General features: G+C 33.9%; 22 protein-coding genes and 1 tRNA gene. 14 read left to right on the plus strand and 9 right to left on the minus strand.

All coding sequences use genetic code 11. The features are described from left to right. Window positions 1-219 precede the first annotated feature (219 nt). Together OOK82_RS04860 and OOK82_RS04865 are read left to right on the plus strand one after the other, a co-directional pair. On the plus strand, window positions 220-1008 hold the full coding sequence (locus tag OOK82_RS04860) for a DUF2163 domain-containing protein (protein WP_264704525.1): 789 nt from the start codon (window positions 220-222) through the stop codon (window positions 1006-1008). Window positions 1009-1039: 31 nt separating this feature from the next. Next, window positions 1040-1126 (plus strand) — tRNA-Ser (locus OOK82_RS04865). A gap of 365 nt (window positions 1127-1491) precedes the next feature. On the opposite strand, the gene OOK82_RS04870 is transcribed toward OOK82_RS04865, so the two are convergent. Then, a complete protein-coding gene (locus OOK82_RS04870; protein WP_264704526.1) occupies window positions 1492-2139 on the minus strand; it encodes a hypothetical protein in 648 nt (215 codons plus the stop codon). Between the two features lie 205 nt (window positions 2140-2344). Between OOK82_RS04870 and OOK82_RS04875 the strand changes: the two genes are divergently transcribed. The 5 genes from OOK82_RS04875 (at window position 2345) to OOK82_RS04895 (ending at window position 3457) form a co-directional block, all read left to right on the plus strand. Continuing rightward, the gene (locus OOK82_RS04875; protein ID WP_264686867.1) at window positions 2345-2578 is read left to right on the plus strand and encodes a hypothetical protein; all 234 of its coding nucleotides are present in this window, start codon (window positions 2345-2347) and stop codon (window positions 2576-2578) included. Beyond that, the gene (locus OOK82_RS04880) at window positions 2562-2723 is read left to right on the plus strand and encodes a hypothetical protein (RefSeq protein WP_264686866.1); all 162 of its coding nucleotides are present in this window, start codon (window positions 2562-2564) and stop codon (window positions 2721-2723) included. Before OOK82_RS04875 ends, OOK82_RS04880 begins: the two co-directional genes overlap by 17 nt. 20 nt (window positions 2724-2743) lie before the next feature. Further along, window positions 2744-2854, plus strand: coding sequence for a hypothetical protein (locus tag OOK82_RS04885; RefSeq protein ID WP_264686865.1), 111 nt, complete (start codon window positions 2744-2746; stop codon window positions 2852-2854). 128 nt (window positions 2855-2982) lie between these two features. Further along, the gene (locus tag OOK82_RS04890; RefSeq protein ID WP_007302130.1) at window positions 2983-3192 is read left to right on the plus strand and encodes a DUF6290 family protein; all 210 of its coding nucleotides are present in this window, start codon (window positions 2983-2985) and stop codon (window positions 3190-3192) included. Then, window positions 3155-3457 (plus strand): type II toxin-antitoxin system RelE family toxin, encoded by a 303-nt coding sequence (locus tag OOK82_RS04895; protein ID WP_264376629.1) that lies wholly within the window; start codon window positions 3155-3157, stop codon window positions 3455-3457. The genes OOK82_RS04890 and OOK82_RS04895 overlap by 38 nt, the downstream gene beginning before the upstream one ends. A gap of 286 nt (window positions 3458-3743) precedes the next feature. Here the strand turns inward: OOK82_RS04895 and OOK82_RS04900 are convergent, their stop codons facing one another. Then, entirely contained in the window at window positions 3744-3902 is a 159-nt protein-coding gene (locus OOK82_RS04900) for a type II toxin-antitoxin system RelE family toxin (protein ID WP_007302132.1), read from the minus strand. Window positions 3903-4039: 137 nt separating this feature from the next. On the opposite strand from OOK82_RS04900, the gene OOK82_RS04905 reads away from it, so the two are divergent. After that, a complete protein-coding gene (locus tag OOK82_RS04905; RefSeq protein WP_007302133.1) occupies window positions 4040-4456 on the plus strand; it encodes a hypothetical protein in 417 nt (138 codons plus the stop codon). On the opposite strand, the gene trhO is transcribed toward OOK82_RS04905, so the two are convergent. Then, the gene (gene trhO, locus OOK82_RS04910) at window positions 4453-5298 is read right to left on the minus strand and encodes an oxygen-dependent tRNA uridine(34) hydroxylase TrhO (RefSeq protein ID WP_264686862.1); all 846 of its coding nucleotides are present in this window, start codon (window positions 5296-5298) and stop codon (window positions 4453-4455) included. The two genes, OOK82_RS04905 and trhO, sit on opposite strands and share 4 nt — an antisense overlap. Before the next feature lie 130 nt (window positions 5299-5428). Here trhO and OOK82_RS04915 point away from each other — a divergent pair, with 130 nt between their 5' ends. Beyond that, complete coding sequence (locus tag OOK82_RS04915) at window positions 5429-7027, plus strand: ABC transporter permease (protein WP_017532203.1); 1599 nt, start codon at window positions 5429-5431, stop codon at window positions 7025-7027. Window positions 7028-7229: 202 nt separating this feature from the next. Here OOK82_RS04915 and apaG read toward each other — a convergent pair whose 3' ends face one another. Beyond that, entirely contained in the window at window positions 7230-7634 is a 405-nt protein-coding gene (gene apaG, locus OOK82_RS04920; RefSeq protein ID WP_010402892.1) for a Co2+/Mg2+ efflux protein ApaG, read from the minus strand. A 106-nt stretch (window positions 7635-7740) separates the two neighbouring features. Here apaG and OOK82_RS04925 point away from each other — a divergent pair, with 106 nt between their 5' ends. Continuing rightward, a complete protein-coding gene (locus tag OOK82_RS04925; RefSeq protein WP_010402894.1) occupies window positions 7741-8817 on the plus strand; it encodes a 5-(carboxyamino)imidazole ribonucleotide synthase in 1077 nt (358 codons plus the stop codon). A gap of 1 nt (window position 8818) precedes the next feature. Here the strand turns inward: OOK82_RS04925 and OOK82_RS04930 are convergent, their stop codons facing one another. Continuing rightward, window positions 8819-9841: an aspartate-semialdehyde dehydrogenase gene (locus tag OOK82_RS04930; RefSeq protein WP_264704527.1), complete on the minus strand. Its 1023-nt coding sequence runs from the start codon at window positions 9839-9841 to the stop codon at window positions 8819-8821. A gap of 138 nt (window positions 9842-9979) precedes the next feature. Here OOK82_RS04930 and OOK82_RS04935 point away from each other — a divergent pair, with 138 nt between their 5' ends. Continuing rightward, window positions 9980-10405, plus strand: coding sequence for a hypothetical protein (locus tag OOK82_RS04935; RefSeq protein WP_264375113.1), 426 nt, complete (start codon window positions 9980-9982; stop codon window positions 10403-10405). 28 nt (window positions 10406-10433) lie between these two features. On the opposite strand, the gene OOK82_RS04940 is transcribed toward OOK82_RS04935, so the two are convergent. Then, window positions 10434-11720, minus strand: coding sequence for an APC family permease (locus OOK82_RS04940; RefSeq protein WP_264686861.1), 1287 nt, complete (start codon window positions 11718-11720; stop codon window positions 10434-10436). A gap of 70 nt (window positions 11721-11790) precedes the next feature. Beyond that, window positions 11791-13065: an APC family permease gene (locus tag OOK82_RS04945; RefSeq protein WP_029237623.1), complete on the minus strand. Its 1275-nt coding sequence runs from the start codon at window positions 13063-13065 to the stop codon at window positions 11791-11793. A gap of 145 nt (window positions 13066-13210) precedes the next feature. Between OOK82_RS04945 and OOK82_RS04950 the strand changes: the two genes are divergently transcribed. The 3 genes from OOK82_RS04950 (at window position 13211) to surE (ending at window position 15621) form a co-directional block, all read left to right on the plus strand. Then, on the plus strand, window positions 13211-13891 hold the full coding sequence (locus tag OOK82_RS04950) for a hypothetical protein (protein WP_264686860.1): 681 nt from the start codon (window positions 13211-13213) through the stop codon (window positions 13889-13891). Between the two features lie 46 nt (window positions 13892-13937). Continuing rightward, window positions 13938-14648: a hypothetical protein gene (locus OOK82_RS04955; RefSeq protein WP_264704528.1), complete on the plus strand. Its 711-nt coding sequence runs from the start codon at window positions 13938-13940 to the stop codon at window positions 14646-14648. Between the two features lie 202 nt (window positions 14649-14850). Continuing rightward, window positions 14851-15621, plus strand: coding sequence for a 5'/3'-nucleotidase SurE (surE, locus tag OOK82_RS04960; protein ID WP_264686858.1), 771 nt, complete (start codon window positions 14851-14853; stop codon window positions 15619-15621). Here surE and hisS read toward each other — a convergent pair. Continuing rightward, window positions 15618-16841 (minus strand): histidine--tRNA ligase, encoded by a 1224-nt coding sequence (hisS, locus tag OOK82_RS04965; RefSeq protein ID WP_064085321.1) that lies wholly within the window; start codon window positions 16839-16841, stop codon window positions 15618-15620. The genes surE and hisS overlap by 4 nt on opposite strands. Continuing rightward, window positions 16838-17410, minus strand: a complete 573-nt coding sequence (locus tag OOK82_RS04970) for a NifU family protein (RefSeq protein ID WP_006015115.1) — start codon at window positions 17408-17410, stop codon at window positions 16838-16840. Before OOK82_RS04970 ends, hisS begins: the two co-directional genes overlap by 4 nt. Window positions 17411-17570 lie beyond the last annotated feature (160 nt).

Raw genomic sequence — 17570 nt, forward strand, 5'->3', positions numbered from 1 at the left:
GTGGCAATTTGCATAGTAAATGGTGTCATCCCAGTGCTTTACACTGGGATCCATTTTTCCATCATCATCAGAAACGTTGTATTTTAACATTACTTTTATACTCGTAAATTTAACTGGATGCCAATAGTCTGGGCGCTGGCATGACACCCTATGGCTACTCAGATAATGGATATAATCCCTTACCTATCGAACGTTTTCAAATTCAATCAATTAAGCAGTATGCAAACCAAACTAAAAAACCATTTAACTGGAGAATTACTTACCATCGCTACTTGCTGGAAATTAACACTTGTAAGTGGGGAGGTAATGGGATTCACTGACTATGATGAAGATTTAAATCTCAATAATATACTCTATAAATCTTCAAGCGGTTTTATAGCCAGCAGTATAATATTAAATAGCGATTTGAGAACTGATAATCTAGAAATTGAAGGAATATTAAATAGTGCTGATATTAAAGAAAAAGATGTTTTATCAGGAAGGCATGACTTTGCAAATATTGAAATATTTCTTGTGAATTATAAAGATTTGAGTCAGGGAATTATGAATTTGCATGCAGGAACTTTTGGTAAAGTAACATTAAATAGTGGGAGGTTTATCGCTGAAATTAGAGGTCTTGCGACAAAGCTTGAGAGAAGCATAACAGAGCTATATTCTCCTGTATGCAGGGCACAATTTTGCGATGATAGATGTAAAGCTGATGCTAAAAAGTTTAGTAGAATGAGCACAATTACTAAAGTGATAGATGAAAGAAGATTTGAAGACACTAATTTAATCGAAAGCGATGGATATTATAAGCACGGAGTGTTTAGTTCAGCAACATTTGAAGTTGTAGTTAAAGAATACAAAAATAAAGTAGTTACATTATTTGCTTCTCCTCCATATCAAATTTCTACCGGAGATAAATATTCGATACTTGCAGGTTGTGATAAAGCGTTTTTAACGTGCAAAAACAAGTTTAACAATACTGTGAATTTCCGTGGCGAACCATATATACCAGTTGTTTAGCAGCATAATTTTTAATATTATGAATAAGTATGGAAAGGTGGCTGAGCGGTCTAAAGCACACGCTTGGAAAGCGTGCACATATGAAAATATGTCGGGGGTTCGAATCCCCCCTTTTCCGCACATTATTTCTAGTATAACATAGGATTTTCCGTTTTGTTCTTGAACGTAATAACCATATAGCATTAGCACTTCAGCTTCGCAATTTTTCAGAGTCATCTACGTCAATAAAAGAATAGAGTTATCAAGTTGCAGAGCTTTCTTGATTTTTGATGACGAAGAGTAGTTGTTATCATAGAAATACATCCAGTAGCCAGCATACCTTCCCTATTCCTAACAATATCTTGCAATACTATACTTAGTATGTGTCATTTCTCCCTAACCTCAGCAAACTCTTGTATACTTAACCTATCATAATTTGTCAATACAATTCTTTATTGAAAATTCCGGAAAACAAGAGAAGCCTCACGCTTTTTACTGTATCTGCTACAGAACAGACACTAAATCTTCGAGGATATAGAAGTTATCTCCAATATCTTCTGATGTATTCTTTGTATCACCAGAGAATTTGAATTTATCCTGCATATTACAACATTCCTTGCATGCTGGTCTTGAGATCAAGCCCTGGTAATTGTCCTCACACCACCTGTGGCAATCATGACTTACACCAACTTTAACACAACCTGAATTTTTTAAAGCTTTAGAACATTCCTCTGAAGAATATGGCACTGACCAATGATGTTTAAAGAAATTTTTATGACATTCGTTATCACACTTACCAATCTTTTCTGTGTTATCATCAAGACATTTTTTCAAAGTCTGGTAATAATCTTTAGGATAGCCTATAATCTCTTTCTTAGAAGATACATATTCATCACATTCTAATTTGCACCCTGGTCTTGAGAGTAAGCCCTGGTAATTGTCCTCACACCACCTGTGGCAATCATGCCTTATACCAACTTTAACACAACCTAAATTTTTTAAAGCTTTAGAACATTCCTCTGAAGAATATGGCACTGACCAATGATGTTTAAAGAAATTTTTATGACATTCGTTATCACACTTACCAATCTTTTCTGTGTTGTCATCAAGACATTTTTCCAAATTCTCCTTATACTCTTGAATATAAGACATAATATTCTCCTTAATTAAAAAATTAATACAATTTTAACATATAAATATTAATATATTAACAATGATATGGTTATTTCTCAATACAGTTTTCACGAAAGTTAAAACAAATTATACAGCCCTCCTTCCTCTTCACCTTAACAATTCTTTATTGAAAATTTCATGAAAATGTTGTATAATTGTTCAGTAGTAGAACTTGGTAAAACTTATGGCAAACGCTAATTTAGCTTTCAGTAAAGAAACTTTACAGCATCTTGCTGAATTATCTGAACTTACTAAGCAACCTGCTCAAGCATTAGCAGAAAAACTACTTAAAGAAGCAATCGAGCTTGAAATTGAAGACTTTTTAGTGTCTAAAATTTCTGATGAGCGTGATGTTGAAGGTGCAGAAACAGTTGATTACAAAGATGTAAAGTGGAGATCAAGTGGACTACAAGATTAAATTTTTGAAGAATGTCACTGAAAAAGATCTTCCAGTTTTACCGATAAAAATAGAATCAAGAGTAAATAAAGCAATACAGGAACGCCTTACAGTCGATCCATTGGTGAGCCTTTATACCATAGCTTTAAAGGGTTCAAAAGACTAAGGGTTGGTGACTATCGTATCATGTATTATACAGACACCAAAAAACATGAAGTAACTATCGTTACAATAGGACATAGGGATACCATTTACGAGAAAGCTTTGAAGGTACTTAAGAACCATGTTTTTCAATAAACTCTGCTTCGTTAAGTTACATAAGTAAATTATAAATATATTATTATACAGCCCTCCTTCCTGATCCATTCTTTATTGAAAATTTTAGAAAAATGTTGTATAATTATTAGTAGATTTTGGTAAAACTTATGGCTGATTCAAGTATTAACATTAGTGAAAAAGTTTTAAAAAACCTTACTCGTTTAGCTAAAGTAAAGAATCAATCAGCTCAAGAGCTAGCAGAACAGTTTATACAAGAAGCAATTGAAAATGAAGAAGATATGGCAATAGCCAAACTTGCTATTCAACGTGACACTCGAAATGCAAAATTCATCAGGCATGAAGACATCAACTGGTGATAAGTATTTAATCTGCTATGAGGAAAATGTAGTTCACAAAGACATTCCAAATCTTCCAAAGACAATATGGTCAAGGGTAAAAGAAATCGTAAAAGAGCGTCTTACACTTTCTCCTGAGAAGGCAGGAGATCCCTTGCTCGGTGAGTTCAAAGGACATCGTAGAATAAGATCTGGTGATTATCGTTTGGTTTATAGGATAAGTAAATTAGAACGTACAGTAATAATTACTGCAATAGAGCATAGAGAATACATCTATAAAAGTTAGAACCTTCCTATAAGCATAGTATATTTCATTATACAGCCCTTCTTCCTCTTCACCTTAGGTGGCTTTGCTCAGCTCAAAAATAACTCATTTTTTGCTATACCCCTATAATTTTACTACTCTACAGACTATAAAATCGACGCTAATAACGAATTAGAGATAAACGTTGCAAAGAATCGCAGTGGCTCAACCGGAAAGGTTACAGTAAGTTAATACTGGAAGGATATTAATCTAGGATTCATAAATGTCTTTTCTGTGTTTTATTGAAACACTTCATACTTTGCAGCATTTATATGATACGATAATCACCAGTTCTCAGTCTTCTGTATCCTTTGAGTTTGTAACAAAACGATTCACCAAAATCAATTGGATTAACTGTAAGTCGCTCTTTTACTATCTCTTCAACTCTTAACTTTATTGTTTTTGGAAAAGCTCTTCTTACCAACATTTTTCAGGAATTTAATCTTATAGCGCTTTAGTCCCACCTATAGTGGTAAGATTATCTACTTATTCTTATATGGGAATTTACCAATTGTTAAGATGTGCAGTGTAGTAAAAACATATTCTAATAGTATGGAAAAATAAATGACACGTAAAAAAAATGTATTTGAACAATATGTAGAAGATAAAATTATATTTTTAGATAGTTTGCGTAACAAAACAATAGGTGAGCTTATCGATTTTATGGACAAAAACCCAAATGTCAAAATCTTTGATTGGATAAGTAACAATACTAGTCATAGCCTAAAGCATAGAAGAGGTTACAATATTAGTAATAACATGAAACTTAGGTGCATAGGTGTAGGAATTGGTTTAGTTGCTGGTCTAGTTGCAGCATGTTGTTTATGGCAAGACACTTTAGCTCTTATTGGCGGTTCTGGTGTAGTGTTGATTGCATTTGCTATAGTTGGTGCGTTACTTGGAGCTGGAGCGAGCTATGTAGTAGGTAAATGTCTTGATAAAATTGAGGTTAGTAAGTGTGCAATAAGCAAATTTTCTTAGAGGTTCGTATTAAATTCTAGCTTTCTTTCAATACTTAAAGATTTACAATCAGAGCAAACTACCTGGCCACGTGGAACTGATTTCAGCTCATCAGTTGAAACTTTACTTGAGCAGAATATGCATTTTATTTTATCACTTGGGGCGAGTGAGTGATCAACAGCAATTCTATCATCAAAAACAAAACACTCGCCCTCCCAACTACCACTTTTGTTGTGAGTTTTTTCAAGGTAGGAAAGAATACCGCCTTTAAGGTGGTAAACATCGTTAAATCCAAGGCTTTTCATATATGCTGTAGATTTCTCGCATCTGATTCCACCAGTGCAGTACATAGCCACTTTCAGATCTTTACTCTCAGAGAAAGACTCTGCCCACTGAGGAAAATCTCGAAAACGCTGAGTATGTGGATTGATTGCATTTTTAAACTTGCCTAGTTTTACTTCGTAATCATTTCGTGTGTCTATCACTAAAACATCAGGTTGAGAGATAAAATCATCCCAATAATCTGGATCAATGTACTGACCTCTAACGGAAGTATCGAGATTACTTACACCAAGATTCACAATTTCTCTTTTTAATCTCACTTTCATCTTACTAAATGGTTGATATTCTGCTGCACTCTCTTTCCATGTAAGGTCCCTTAGTCTATAATCAGAACGTAGAAAATCGAATATTTTATCAATCGCGTTTCTTTCACCAGATACGGTTGCATTAATACCCTCTTCTGCAAGGAGTATAGTACCCTTTAATTCGACATTGTCGCATGCAACTTTTATTTCATCTTTCATGTCATAATAATTAGAGAGTTTTACAAAATGATAGAAAGTTGCAATGACAAAACTCATAATTAATTAGTTTATCGATTTAAAACATAATATATAAAATTATGAAGATATTCAATAGGACGGCTGTTAATTACTGGATATCTTTAGTTTTTGCATATAACATTTTAATATCAAATATAGATTCAAGTTAATGTTTCTGAGAGTATTTAAAAATATATTCTTGTTTTTAGTAAGTGTATTATTTGTCTGCCCTATACTATCGTTAATATCGATTCTATTTACAGAATCAGCAAACTCTGGATGGGTAATTAGTAGACTTTTTCCTGAATATATACTCAATACGTTGATTTTGATGGTAGGAGTAGGGTTAATATCCTTTATATTTGGAGTAATTCCAGCTTGGCTTACTACATTTTTTTCGTTTCCCGGAAGTAGAATTTTTGAGATTGCCTTATTCTTTCCGATATCAATTCCTGGATATATAGTATCGTTTGTTTATGTAAATACGCTAGAGTTTTCAGGTCCGATTCAGAGCTTGTTAAGAGATACTTTTCAATTGGGCAAAGGTGACTATTGGTTTCCCGAGATCAAATCCCTAGGTGGTGGAATATTAGTAATGGGATTTAGTCTATATCCATACGTTTATATGTTGGTCCGCTCAAGTCTAAAGAGCGTTAGTAACTCAGTCACTATTGCATCAACACTTGGGTTCTCCTCATTACAGAGTCTGTTTTCTGTCATCATACCCTCCATACGTCCATCAATTATAGCTGGGTTATCCTTGGTACTAATGGAAGTAATTACAGATTTCGGCACACCACAGTTTCTTGCTATCGATACTTTCACGACAGGAATATACCGTACTTGGTTTTTATTGCATGACAAATATTCAACTACTGTTTTGGCAGTTGCAGAACTGATTTTCGTTGCAACACTAATAGTTATCGAGAAAAAACTACAAAAAAGAGAAATATCTTACTCTTCAATCAATACTAATGCAGATTATCACAATAAACGTAGTATAAACGGTTCTATATCGTTGATCTTTTCTTATCTTATGTGTTTATTGCCGATATTAATAGGCTTTATTTTACCAATGATTCCACTTATATATTGGAGCATAGAGAAAGGCTTTTTCATATACGAAGCAAGATTTTACAATATAATAACAAACAGTATTAGTTTATCATTTATTACCGCGCTAATCTCGATCAGCATTGCAATAATTATTGGATATACAGCACGTAAAAATAAGGTAATAAGCAATATAGCACGTCTCATTTCTCTTGGATATGCAATTCCAAATGCAATTATTGCAATTAGCATAATAATGTTTTTAAGCAGAATATCCTCTTTAATTACTCAATATATTGTGGAAATTAGCTTGGTAGGAACTATTGGTGCATTAGTTTACTCATATTTATTTCGTTTTTTTGCTATATCTTTCAAGGCGATAGAGTCGGGACTCAAAAAAACACCAAATGAAATTGAATGGACTGCATATACTATGGGTCATGGGCCTATTTCCACGTGCCTGAATATTCATATTCCCCTTATCAAGAAAAGCATACTATCGGGATTTCTGCTCGTGTTTATGGATACGGTAAAAGAACTCACGGCAACACTAATTATCAGACCATTTAATTTTGAAACTATATCAACTAGAATATATGAACTTGTAAGCGACGAGCGTTATAGAGAAGCTGCCCCATTTTCGTTAATGATAGTTATTATAGGTTTAACCTCTACAATAATCTTATTCACACTTGATGATAAGAATCAAAAATAAACTATTTTGCATCTGTTCAGCAGAGTAACAAAATAAGATAGACGAAAAAAGACAACTATAGAAGAAAATGGTCAGTGCTTTCGTGTTTATCAACTTAGTTGGATCTCAGTATCAGCTACTCGGATGACATTATGGAAGCTCAAATGACAAAACAAGAAGCACTGGTTTCAGATGCACTTAAACAAATACACTATCTTGATGATCAATGAGGTCTAGTGTTAACGTATGGACTATCTAAGGAAAAGGGTGGTACCATAACATCAAAGGTTTTTATGCTCTCTTCGTTCAGAAATTCATATTTACCCTGCATTATTCCTGATGGTGTATTTAAGTATGTTCCACTTGTATATTTGAATACCTCTCCAGATTTTATTACAGGTTGTTCTCCAATAACACCAACTCCGGCAATTTCATTTATTTTGCCCTTATGATCTATTATTCGCCAATAGCGACTTAATAATTGAATGGTTGATGAGCTTTTATTTTTTATCTTAACATTATACATCCATACGTAACAATTTTCATAAGGAATGGATTGCTCTTCAATGTAAATTGGCAAAACTGTAACTTCAACAGAATTAGTAATAAGTGTGTATTTCATGGTCATCGTAAAGTGTTCATGATAAAAATTTAACACACTTCAATTATACACTTTTTTCATAGATTTTCCAAGCATATTATCGTACTCTAACTAGGAAATATTAATCTACATGATGAACAAAACAGATCCACTGGATAAAAAAGTGATAGGAATAATAGGAAGTGGGCAATTAGGTAAAATGACTGCTATCGCTGCAATAAAACTTGGGCACAAAACGCATATTTTTGCCAGTGCTAAAAACGATCCAGCTTGTTCTGTTGCTGATGATTTAACAATAGCAGACTTCTGTGATAAGAGGGCACTTGAATCTTTTGCACAGAGTGTGGATTTAGTCACTATTGAGTCTGAAAATATTCCATGTAGTGCAATTGATATTGTGTCGCTGCACGCAGATTTTTATCCAGGCAAAAAGGCGTTACACATTTCGCAAAATAGGCTGAGAGAGAAAGATTTTATTAGAGATTTAAGCATAAAAACTGCTGATTACAAAAGTATACAAAATTATAATCAGCTACTAGAAAGTAGTGAAACTTTTAGCTATCCAGTGAGGCTAAAAACAACAGAAATGGGTTATGATGGAAAAGGACAATATGTGATTGAAAATGATTCTGAACTGAAGCAATTTGCTTCCTTCGATTGGAATAAAGAGTACATTCTTGAAGCAAGTGTTGATTTACTGAAAGAGGTTTCAATAGTCGTTGCAAGAAATAAAAACGGTAAAGTAGCTTTTTTTCCTATAGCAGAGAATCACCACGTTGACGGAATACTTAATACTTCAATAGCACCAGCTAAAATAGATAATAAATTAGCCCAAGAGGTACAAAAAACTGCAAAGAAAATAGCAACTGCGCTTGATGTAGTAGGAATCCTAGCTATTGAATTTTTCATCACTCAAAATCATGAATTACTAGTTAATGAATTGGCCCCAAGACCCCACAATTCTTGCCACTGGAGCTTGGATGCATGCAACGTTAGTCAATTCGAGCAGCTGGTGAGGGTAATATGCGGATTACCTATGCAGGAAGTAGTATTACGCTTTCCTTGCATGACAAAAAATATAATAGGTAATGATATATATAATTCTCACAAATATTTGAGCAACGAAAAAGCTAGTTTAACCATATATGGGAAAAAAGAGGTTAGGGACAAGCGTAAAATGGGACATGTCAATATAGATTTAAGTTATTGAGCTATAAATGCTCTTTGATCAAGATCTCCAAGATCTGCACTATATTTAGTGCTGCACCTTTGCGTAGATTATCAGCTACTATCCACATATTTAATCCGTGTTTAACGGTATCGTCTTGTCTAATACGCGATATGTATACGGCATCCTCTTGCACAACATCAATCTGAGTCATATATCCACCATCTTCGCGCTTATCTTGTACTAAAACTCCATCGTCTTCACTGAGCATTTCACGAGCTTCTTCTTCAGTTATATGCTGATCAAATTCTACATTTACTGCTATAGCATGACCAACAAGAACAGGTACTCGTACACAAGTTGCAGTTACTTTTATATCCTCTTCTAAAATTTTTTTTGTCTCCTCTTGCATTTTCCACTCCTCTTTTGTAGAACCATCTTCCATGAACTCTCCTATATGAGGAATGCAATTAAATGCTATTTGCTTAGGAAATATTTCAGGTTTTTTAGCTTCATTCATAAAGATTTTTTTTGTCTGATTGTAAAGCTCATCCATTGCTGCTTTACCTATACCAGAAGTTGATTGATAAGTTGAAGCAACGATTCTCTTTATTTTTGCTTTTTTGTGTAATAAATGTAATGCCAGCAACATTTGTATTGTAGTACAGTTTGGATTAGATATTATGTTATGGTTTTTATATTCCGTAATTTTATCTTTGTTGATCTCTGGAATAACTAGTGGCACGCCTTCTTTCATCCTAAAGTAGGAAGTGTTATCTATCACAACGCACCCAGCCTCAGTTGCAATTGGTACGTATCTCTCAGAAACATGAGATTCTGCACAGAAAATGGCTATATTAGTTCCAACGAAGTCATAATCCTCAAGGCATAAAACTGTTAACTCTTTGTCACCAAAACTCACCTTTTTTCCCTTTGATTTTTTCGATGCAAAAGCAACAACAGAATCTATCGAAAATTTTCCCTCTTTTTGAAACTCAGCAAGCATGGTCAATACCTCATATCCTACTCTTCCTGTTGCTCCAATAACTGCAATCTTACATCCCATATAAATAAACCTCTGATTTTAAAACTATATTATATTTTTACTGATAAAATTTACAATTACTTTAATATTTTTACCTTGCAATTAACCATAATTTAGTTATAATTATAAGACACTAGTAATATTGCATGGTAGAATGAAATGAGTAAAAAACATGATGACACTAAGGTCAAACCTGCAGTATCTGCATTTCAAAAGCCTGAAAAAATCAATAGATTAGAGATTCAAAATGTTCTTTCGAAAAAAAGCAAGCCAGCGATAAATTTTGATGATAAAAAGTATGGTGTGAAAATTTCTAAGATAGACCAGCATCTTTCAAACAAGAAGCAAGAATCTTTTGGATTAAGAGATTTTTTAAGTTCAATACCAATAATAGGAAGATCTTTAGTGAAAATTTTCACGCCTGAAAAAGAAGAGTATAAAAAACTGCAATCGCAAATAGGTCTTTCTAATAAAGCAAAAAATGAGATCTACATAGATAATAAACGCACAGAAGAAGTAGGTAGCAAACTTGAGAATGGTAATATTGAACAAGTAGATAAAGAGAAAAAAAATCTTGGCCCATAAATATTAACCATTTAAAGTGTATCTCTCACTACTGAATTTGTTGCACAGAAGTTTTGCAGTACCAAAATAAATAAATGGGTATGCCACTTGCAGTGAACAGGCTCGAAGTCAGCAGAGTACCTACAGGGGTTTCTAATATCACCCAACAACAAAAGGTTGTTGCTATGCTACCAATTAAAAGCTTATAACAACTCCTCTCCTGTATAATAACCTTTAGAAAGGCAAAACAGCACGCAAGATAAACGAACAAAAATGAAATTACAGAAAAGTCAATAATCGACGTAATCTGCTGGGCAAAATTGTTGTTTGAAGTGAGAATTAGTAAAATTGCAGTTCCAATTGAACTAACTGTTATTCCCCAAAAAGGAGAGCCATGATTGTTCCTTTTAGCAAAGAATTTTGGCATTAGTCTATCTTCTGCAAGACCAAAAGCAACTTGTCCACTAGATAAAACCCAAGCGTTTAGACTGCCAACACAAAAAATGAATGCAACTATAGAAACAATTAAATGCCAATTACCAGAAAACATAATTTTTATCGCATCAACATATGGTGCTCTTGAACTTGCTAAATTGTTGCCATTGATCAATCCCATAATTGCAAAATTGTTGATAAAATATATAACAGCAACACAAACTGTGCCAAGCACCACAGCTTTTGGTATAGTTTTAGCTGGATTATCAACTGACCCTGCAGGTGCTGTTGCCAATTCAAGTCCAATAAAACACCATAAAGTAAGGAGTGTAGAGCGGGCAAGAATTTGCGATGTTGTAAGACTTAATATTTCTTCACTTATGATAAAATTATTTCTATCGAAAAAAAACAACGCTGCTACAGGTATTGCAAGCAATACAGCAACCTTCACAACCGTGAGCAGAAACTCAACGTGCCCTGCAGTAGCTATTCCCCTTAAATTTATTAATGTAATGATTGTAAATAACAACAGCTCTAAAAATAAACGCATACTTTTGATATCTTCATGGAAAAATGGTGTAAGATAGCCAACACCCACAACTATTAAAGCTGTTGTACTAACCCATGAGATTACCCAATATGTCCAACCAACAAAGAACGCTGCAGCAGGACCAAAAGTATGTTTCACATAAACGTGAGGACCTCCTGTTTCTGGAAACTTTGCACATAGCGTAGCAAAAACTAGCGCAAGAGACACAGCACCAGCTCCTGATATCATCCAACTTATAAGGCTATAAGCGCCATATGGAGCAAGGCTAATTGGAAGCATAAAAACCCCAGAGCCGATCTGACTACTAATGACTAAAGCAAAAACAGCCCAAAAACCTATTTTATTTGACACAATACCTCTTAATTCTATTAATGTAAGCCAGTAGTATAGCTTAAGAATTTTAGCAAATAAAAAATTTAAGTTAAGTTTTTAGTTTATGATACCAAAGTAGATAAATAAGTGTTCCGCTTAAAGGGAATAGACTTGATATTAACAATGTTTTTATAGAAGTCTCGTATATTACCCAACAGCAAAAAGATACAGCCACACCTCCAATTAAAAATTTGCAGTAGCTTTTGTCTTGTATATTAACTTTGAGAAAAGCAAGGCTACATGCTAAGTAGATAAACAAAAATGACACCACAGAGATATCAATTATTGAAGTTACTTGCTCAGCAAAACTTTTGTTTGACGTTAGGATAAGTAAAACTAACACCCCCAAAGTACTGAGTATTATTCCCCATAATGGAGCATCATGCTTATTTTTTTTGCCAAAAAATTGCGGCATTAACTTGTCTTTTGCAAGGCCTAAGGTGACCTGTCCATCAGCTAAAAACCAAGCATTTAAATTACTTACAGAAACGATAAAGGCAACAACAGAAATAATTAAATGCCAATTACCTGGAAACATAATTTTTATCGCATCAACATATGGTGCTTTTGAACTAGCTAGGTCATTACAACTTATCAATCCCATAATTGAAAGACTATTGATGAAATATATCACAGCAACACAGACTGTTCCAAGCACTATAGCCCTTGGTATTGTTTTAGAGGGATTATTGACATATCCTGCAGGTGCCGTTGCTGATTCAAGTCCAATAAAACACCATAGAGTAAGGAGTGTAGAACGAGCAAGAGTTTGTGATATTGTAAAGTTTGATACTTCCTCGCTTACAATAAAATTATTTTTATCAAAGAAAAACAACCCTGCGATAGGTATTGCGAGAAGTGCAATAATTTTAACAATGGTCAGCAGAAGCTCAACATGCCCAGCAGTAGTTACTCCCCTTAAGTTTATTAGCATAATAGCTAAAATTAATGTTATTTCTAAAAGCAAACGTATATCTTGTATATCATTATGAAAAAGCGGGGCTAAATAACCGATACTTGCAATTGTCACAGCTGTTGAGCTTACCCACGAGCTTACCCAATATGTCCAGCCAACAAAAAAAGCTGCTGTAGAGCCAAAGGCATGTTTCACATAAATATGAGGACCACCCGTTTCTGGAAATTTTGCGCAGAGTGAAGCAAAAACTAAAGCAAGAGATATAGCACCAAATCCTGATATAACCCAGCTTATGAGGCTATAAGCGCCGTATGGTGCAAGGCTAATTGGGAGCATAAAAATTCCAGAGCCGATTTGGCTACTGATCACCAAGGCGAAAATAGCCAAAAAGCCTATTTTATTTGACACGACAATGTTTAATTTTTATCTGAATATATTAACAATATAGCTGAAGCTCGAAAATTTCAATTGATCTTTTTTGTATAAAAATTTGCATTTTTTTAATTTAAGCATATAATGAGAAGTATATTAATAGGTTATTAAGAAGTGGTTTATGAATCCGAGGTTAAAAACATTTTTGGTTGTTTGTGGGTATGTTCTATTAGTTGGTGCTGCTATTGGAGCAATTTTTTTATTTGACTACTTACTTGAGATCTTTATTGATGCGCTTTATGCATTCCTTCTTGCCAAAACTTCAAGTGAGGTGTTAGCTGTTTTTGGAACACTTGCAGTTTTACTTGCCACTTGTGTTTTGTGCTACGGACTGCATAAGCTCTGTTCTATTTTTACAGAAAAGATTACAAGTAGCTATCAATCTTTCAAAAATGAAAATAGTGATGATAACATTTTTTCTGAAGTATATAATGACCCGACAATAGGGTTGAAAGATAAGATTTTATTTTTTTCTATATACTCAATATATTGTATCCAATTACCATTTTTGTATTGTTCATCGAAGATATCAGAGCTTAGCAGAACATTATCAAATAGTAGAGCGTTGGGTCTTAGAATATGTTTAGTGCTTATTAATACTATATTATTGATCCCAGTAGCACTTCTTGAGTTAATAAAGTATCCATTAATAAAGCTCTTCTCGCCTCTGGGTTTAAGTGTAAAGCAAATGAGCTTTTTGTTTAATGTAAGTGATGTAGGTACTGGTAATCAGAATGTTCATACTAGAAGTTTTGAGCAAAGCGTTATTGAGTGTGCCAAAAAATTAAAAAGAATATGGTAGTCCGTCAAACGAGCTGAATGAAGAATTTAAAAGTTATATAAGAGGTTTGACAAATCCTCAGAAAGAACTGATAGCACCTTATTTGAAGGTAGATAATTATAGAGAAGGAGAATGGGTAAGATGGGTAGATTCTAAAACCGGACTGACATTAACACAGGCCATAAATTTAGTTTTAATTGCAGCAACAAAGCAAAATGCAGATGTAGAGCTGTTGAAATCCATATTGCTGGTTCGTTTTGAGGAAAGTAATCGCCAATGTGGTCCTGGAATGCTTAATCGTATCATTTATGCATTAAGTGGCCTTGAAGCAGAAAATAATTTTGCAGCTCAACTAGAACCTCAGATAATAGGAGAGTTGGCAGGTAATGCTACTAAAAAATTTCTTGAGCAATCTGTAGATAAGCACTACTTTAAAATAAAGATTTTAAAAGAAAATTTTGATGACTTATATTCGCCAGGTTCTGAAGTGGATTTGAGCAATGCAAATGATGAAGTAAAGGATGGAATTTCTCATATGAGAAGTGCTATAAAAGAATTTGTATTGAAAGAGTTATATGTGAAGTTTTATAATGACTATGGAGAACATATTCGTAGAGGACAGATAAAACAAAGGCTGAGAGAATTAATAACAGATGAAGTCATAGATGCAGCAATATCTTATCAGATAAATGAGATAGAAGTTCCTGCAGAACCATCTACTTACCTTGAAAAGATGAAAGCATTTTTTGCAGGGCATACAAGATTCTCTGCTGCTTAGAGCTCTGAGACTTGCCTAAGCTTTGATTGTGAGTTAGGCGTGAAGCTAAAATTGGTATTTGCAGTTAACTCATAGCAAACTAAACGATGGCAATCTGGCCATCTTCTAATTTTTCCTTATTGATTTATAGCAGGTTCTTTGTTATGGTTATGAAAAGAAACTTCAAACCTCATTAGTATACTTTGATAGGTGAGTATTACATATGATAATATTGATAACAAATGATGATGGTTTTGAAAGTGAAGGAATAAGACTACTTAAAGAAATTGCACACAATTTTGCATCGGAAGTATGGATAGTGGCACCAGATACTGACAGGAGTGGATCTGCAAGATCTCTTGATTACCCAGTGAAACAATCTATTAGAATAAACCAACATAGTGAAAGGGAGTTTAGTATGTCTGGTACTCCCGCAGATTGTGTTATTATCGCGTTAAATAAAATTATGAATAAGAAACCAGACTTAATATTATCTGGAGTAAATATTGGATCAAATGTCGGAGATGATATTTGTTATTCAGGCACAATCGGTGCTGCAATGGAAGGTGCTGCAAGATCTATACCTTCTATTGCGCTGAGCCAAGTTTATCATGATAAAATAGACTGGAACAATACAAAAGTTTTTGCACCAAAGGTTATCAGCAAGCTAATGAAAGTTGGTTGGCCTAAAGATATAGTGATGAGTATAAATTTTCCTGCTACAGAAAAAGTGAAAGGGGTCGAATTTGCTGAACAAGGTGAATATAACATTGATGGTGATTTAACTTTTACTGAAAACTTAAATGGTTCTTTGAGCTTAAATTGGTCTCGGGAACACTCAGGCAGTGGTAGTGTAGATAAAATAAAAGGAGGTTTTATTACTATTACACCGATAAAATTAGATTTTACAGATTATGATATATTAAACGCTATGAAAAATTCTTGTGCAGAGGAATTTTCTTCTATAGCTAACACTCCTATTGCTTCTGATTAGATATTTTCTACGGTTTTATCGCGAGCAATCATTTTTTCTTCACCCGTGTCCATATTTTTAATTTTTAAAGTTTTACTGCTTAGCTCTTCATCACCAAAGATTAATACAACTTTTGCATTTGCTTGATTTGCTTTTTTCATTCGGGTTTTTAGAGTTCCACTATATTCGTAAATCACATATAAACCATTTCTGCGTAATTCACTTGCAAGTGTTAGAGCATGTTCTTCAGCTTCTCCACCGATTGGAATTATATAAATAGGCCTCTCTTTTTTTTCAGCATAGTTGATTAATTCCATTATACGCTCAATCCCCCCTGCAAATCCTATTGCTGGAGTGTGTTTTCCACCTACTGAAGATACTAGATTATCGTATCTTCCACCGGCAAAAACTGCTCCTTGTGCACCTAAATCTTCTGTGACAAATTCAAATACTGTGTGACAATAATAGTCTAGACCTCGAACTAATTTGCTATTTACAGTGTAAGGTATGCCAAGAGCTTGCAGTCCATTTAACACCTGGTCAAAGAAATATGAAGATTCTTTTGTATAATAATCACTGATTTTTGGTGCGTCAGAGATTATTTCTTTATCTGTCTTATCCTTAGAGTCTAATATTCTGAGTGGGTTTTTAATCAATCTATTTTGACTATCTTCTGATAGGTCATTTTGAAACTTTTTTAAATACGATATCAAAGCTTCTCTATACTGAGTTATTGTTTCACTATCACCCAGAGAGTTGATTTCCAGCTTTACATTTTTATTGATGCCAAATTCAGTTAGTAAGTGCTGAGCGAGTGATATCAATTCAATATCAGCTTTTGGATCTTCTATGCCAAAAACCTCAAAATTTATCTGATGAAATTGCCTTTGTCTTCCCTTTTGCGGTCTTTCATAGCGAAATGCAGGCCCTATTGAAAATAATTTTATCGGCGTTTGCAGTTTTTTTTCAATGAGTAACCTAACAATAGCTGCAGTGAACTCAGGACGCAGAGTTATGCTCTTTCCCCCTTTATCAATAAAAGTATACATCTCTTTAGTGATAATATCTGAGCTATCACCTAAAGTCTTTGTAAAGACTTCTGTGTATTCAAATATCGGAGTTTGAACAGGTAAAAAGCCGTATAAACTTGAGATTCTGCTTGCTGTTTGCTCTATGTGTTTAAACTTGTACCATTCATCAAACAGGAGATCTTTTGTTCCTCTAACTGTTTGATTAGTCATAGCATAGTCTCTATACCTGAAACTTCTGGTATGTGATAGCTTAGCATATTCTGCACTCCTTGTTTTAAGGTAATTGCAGCACTTGGGCACCCAGAGCAAGCTCCTTGCAGTTCAACGTAAACTATTCCGTCTTTATAGCCACGGAACTTGATATCACCACCATCTTGAGCAACTGCAGGTTTAATATAACTTTCCATCAATTCTTTTATTCTATTTACAATTTCTATATCATTTTCATTAAAGAATTCTTCCTCTAGCATTTTATTATCACTTACTCCTTCTTTATCAAATGCTTTTCCACCAGAAGTAAAGTGATCCATAATTGTAGTTAAAATTTCCACCTTTACTATATCCCAATTCATTCTATCTGATTTTGTTACCGAAATAAAATCATGACCAAAAAATACTCTTACAACATGTTCTATTTGAAAAAGATTTACTGCTAGTTTGGAGTTCTTTATTTCATCTGCATTTGAAAAATCAGCTGTTTCTCCTTCGCTCAGAATTTCAAAACCAGGAAGAAATTTCAGCGTGTTTGGGTTTGGTGTTTCTTCAATCTGGATAAACATGTTATTTACCATGACAATTATAATTGTTACTATTTAATCATAAAATGATAAAAAAATATACATGTCATTCATCTTCTTCCTTTTTTTGATATTCACAATAATCACGTTTGTTTTACCTAGCGTTGTTGTATTTTTTCTCTTTTTGGCAAAGAGAAATAAC

It is taken from the genome of Wolbachia endosymbiont (group B) of Apotomis betuletana, from assembly GCF_947250475.1.
Lineage (GTDB): Bacteria > Pseudomonadota > Alphaproteobacteria > Rickettsiales > Anaplasmataceae > Wolbachia.

Coding starts and splice junctions, on each gene's coding strand:
- OOK82_RS04935 (WP_264375113.1), top strand. CDS start 9,980: ATGAGTAAAAAACATGATGACACTAAGGTCAAACCTGCAGTATCTGCA.
- OOK82_RS04895 (WP_264376629.1), top strand. CDS start 3,155: ATGCAAAATTCATCAGGCATGAAGACATCAACTGGTGATAAGTATTTA.
- OOK82_RS04930 (WP_264704527.1), bottom strand. CDS start 9,841: ATGGGATGTAAGATTGCAGTTATTGGAGCAACAGGAAGAGTAGGATAT.
- trhO (WP_264686862.1), bottom strand. CDS start 5,298: ATGAGTTTTGTCATTGCAACTTTCTATCATTTTGTAAAACTCTCTAAT.
- OOK82_RS04875 (WP_264686867.1), top strand. CDS start 2,345: ATGGCAAACGCTAATTTAGCTTTCAGTAAAGAAACTTTACAGCATCTT.
- apaG (WP_010402892.1), bottom strand. CDS start 7,634: ATGACCATGAAATACACACTTATTACTAATTCTGTTGAAGTTACAGTT.
- OOK82_RS04860 (WP_264704525.1), top strand. CDS start 220: ATGCAAACCAAACTAAAAAACCATTTAACTGGAGAATTACTTACCATC.
- OOK82_RS04870 (WP_264704526.1), bottom strand. CDS start 2,139: ATGTCTTATATTCAAGAGTATAAGGAGAATTTGGAAAAATGTCTTGAT.
- OOK82_RS04890 (WP_007302130.1), top strand. CDS start 2,983: ATGGCTGATTCAAGTATTAACATTAGTGAAAAAGTTTTAAAAAACCTT.
- OOK82_RS04915 (WP_017532203.1), top strand. CDS start 5,429: ATGTTTCTGAGAGTATTTAAAAATATATTCTTGTTTTTAGTAAGTGTA.
- OOK82_RS04970 (WP_006015115.1), bottom strand. CDS start 17,410: ATGTTTATCCAGATTGAAGAAACACCAAACCCAAACACGCTGAAATTT.
- hisS (WP_064085321.1), bottom strand. CDS start 16,841: ATGACTAATCAAACAGTTAGAGGAACAAAAGATCTCCTGTTTGATGAA.
- OOK82_RS04905 (WP_007302133.1), top strand. CDS start 4,040: ATGACACGTAAAAAAAATGTATTTGAACAATATGTAGAAGATAAAATT.
- OOK82_RS04925 (WP_010402894.1), top strand. CDS start 7,741: ATGAACAAAACAGATCCACTGGATAAAAAAGTGATAGGAATAATAGGA.
- OOK82_RS04950 (WP_264686860.1), top strand. CDS start 13,211: ATGAATCCGAGGTTAAAAACATTTTTGGTTGTTTGTGGGTATGTTCTA.
- surE (WP_264686858.1), top strand. CDS start 14,851: ATGATAATATTGATAACAAATGATGATGGTTTTGAAAGTGAAGGAATA.
- OOK82_RS04900 (WP_007302132.1), bottom strand. CDS start 3,902: ATGTTGGTAAGAAGAGCTTTTCCAAAAACAATAAAGTTAAGAGTTGAA.
- OOK82_RS04885 (WP_264686865.1), top strand. CDS start 2,744: ATGTATTATACAGACACCAAAAAACATGAAGTAACTATCGTTACAATA.